Below are 2,222 nucleotides of genomic sequence, written 5' to 3'. Positions count from 1 at the left end.
ATAACGTATATTTGATTCAGGTATAAAAGCTCCTAAACATATTAGGTAAGCCAATCCCTGAATCTTTTTGTATTATGGATATTAAAGTTGCTGTTTTGGTAGATGGTTCTTTTTTTCTTAAAAGATATAAATATTATAGAAAAAAAATAGATTCTAATTTTAGTTTTTCTAAAGATAATGTTAAAAAAGTCGTAAAGGATTTATATTCTATAGTCCTTGCAAGCAAAAATGAAAAAAGGAAAAAAACTGAAAATTATTGTTGTTATCTATACAGATTGTTTTTTTACGATTGTTTTCCTTATGATAATAAAGAACATAATCCTAAAACAGGAAAGAGTATAGATTTTTCAAAAACAAAAGAATATGAATTTAAAATAGAATTATTTAACGAATTAAGAAAAAATAGAAAAGTCGCTTTAAGGCTTGGAAAATTAAAAAAACAATATGGATGGACTATAAAACCTTCTAAAATTGAAAATATAATAAAAAATATTAGAATGGAAAAAGATAATTTTTCAATTAAATTTGAAGATTTAGTCGAGGAAGATTTTATTTTAAATTTAAAACAATCTGGTATTGATATGAAGATAGCCGTAGATATATCGTCTTTATCGTATAAAAAACTTGTAGATAAAATAGTTTTAATTTCTGGAGATAGCGATTTTGTGCCAGCATCAAAAATAGCGAGAAGAGAAGGGATAGATTTTATATTAAATCCAATGGGAAATCATATAGATACTTCGTTAGAAGAACATATTGACGGTTTAATAAATGAAAAACTTATTTTAAATATAGTAAAGAAAAAATAAATTTTAGTTAAATTTAATTATTTTAAAAATAAAAGAATGCAAATGAAAGAAATTAAATCTTATATAATAACTCAAAATAAAGAATATTTTTCTAAAAATTCGGAATGCATAAAATTAAAAAATTCAAATATAAAAAAAATAATTAAAAAAGGAAATATAATAAACGCGTTTTTATACGAAGAAGAAAAAAATAAACTTTTCGGATATTACGAAATAGATTTAAATAATTTAGACAATTCCAATAATAAAAGAAATAATGACGATTTTGCATTTATAAAAATAACCGACAATTACAAAAGAAGAAGAGGAATTTATTATAAATCGGAAAAAAAATATAATGATTTTTCTTTATTTGAAATTGACGAAAAAACTTTTTTAAAATTAAAAAACGGACTTGATTTATTAAACGAAAATATATCTCAAACTTTTTTTTCATGCTCGATAGAAAAAGATTTGGAAGAAAACGACATTTTTAAATACAAAGCGATAGAAACATCTCCGTCTCTTTATATTGCCGAGTATCAAAAAAAATTCGATTATCAGGCTTATAAGAGCGTTTATAAAGAATATTTAAGATTATTAAAAACTTCAAACAGCGAAGGCGATAATTCCAAAAAATTTATTGAAATCGGAAGTTATTTAACAAATATGCTTATTCCCGAAAAAGAATTCAGACAACATTTGCTAAACGGTTTTAGAATTGTTTATTTGCATCTTGACGAAAATACTTATAATATTCCTTGGGAAATACTCTCTTACGATAAAAAATTTATTTCGGAAAAAATAATTTTTTCTTATACGAACGCAGTTAATATTTTGCCTAACAATACGAAAAATAAAAACAATAATAAAATAGCTATAGTTTCGATTCCAGACGATAATATAAAAAACGATAAAAAAGAAATTGAAATAATCAATTCTATTAAATTAAATTTGAATAAAGATATTAATATCGATTTATATAGAAAAGAGCATAATTATTTTGATTTTATTAAAGTTTTAGAGAATTACGACATTGTTCATATAATAACGCATGGATATTCTAACGGAATAAAATTGAGCGAAGATTATATTTTAAATTCGATAAGCGCTTTGGAAAATCCGCCGTCTTTGGTTTTTATTAACGCTTGCAATATGGAAGAAAACGACAATAAACTTATCCAATCTTTGCTTTCCGCTGGAGTAATGACTGTAATATCTGGAACGGGAAGTTTGGCGGACGGAATATATATAGATTTTATAGAAAGTTTTTACTCAAATTTATTTCATAAACATACGAGAATAAACACCGCTCAAGCTTATTATTTGGCTTATTTGGAAATTAAAGAATTTTACAACGGTTTTATGCGTTATAGGTTTAACGGAGTTCCCGCTTATGTATAAAAAAATTATAATATATGTTTTGATAATGTT

Annotated in this window: 2 protein-coding genes; both read left to right on the top strand. The window is 23.9% G+C overall.

Going from position 1 to position 2,222, the window contains the following annotated elements; genetic code table 11:
- The first annotated feature begins 74 nt into the window (after window positions 1–74).
- Window positions 75–809, top strand: coding sequence for an NYN domain-containing protein (locus EZH24_RS10580; protein ID WP_137999089.1), 735 nt, complete (start codon window positions 75–77; stop codon window positions 807–809).
- Between the two features lie 42 nt (window positions 810–851).
- A complete protein-coding gene (locus EZH24_RS10575; RefSeq protein WP_170310860.1) occupies window positions 852–2,192 on the top strand; it encodes a CHAT domain-containing protein in 1,341 nt (446 codons plus the stop codon).
- Window positions 2,193–2,222: the final 30 nt, after the last annotated feature.

Source organism: Brachyspira catarrhinii, from assembly GCF_005518285.1.
In the GTDB taxonomy this organism is placed as follows: Bacteria; Spirochaetota; Brachyspiria; order Brachyspirales; family Brachyspiraceae; genus Brachyspira; species Brachyspira catarrhinii.
This window is presented reverse-complemented; position numbering and strand designations above follow the sequence as displayed.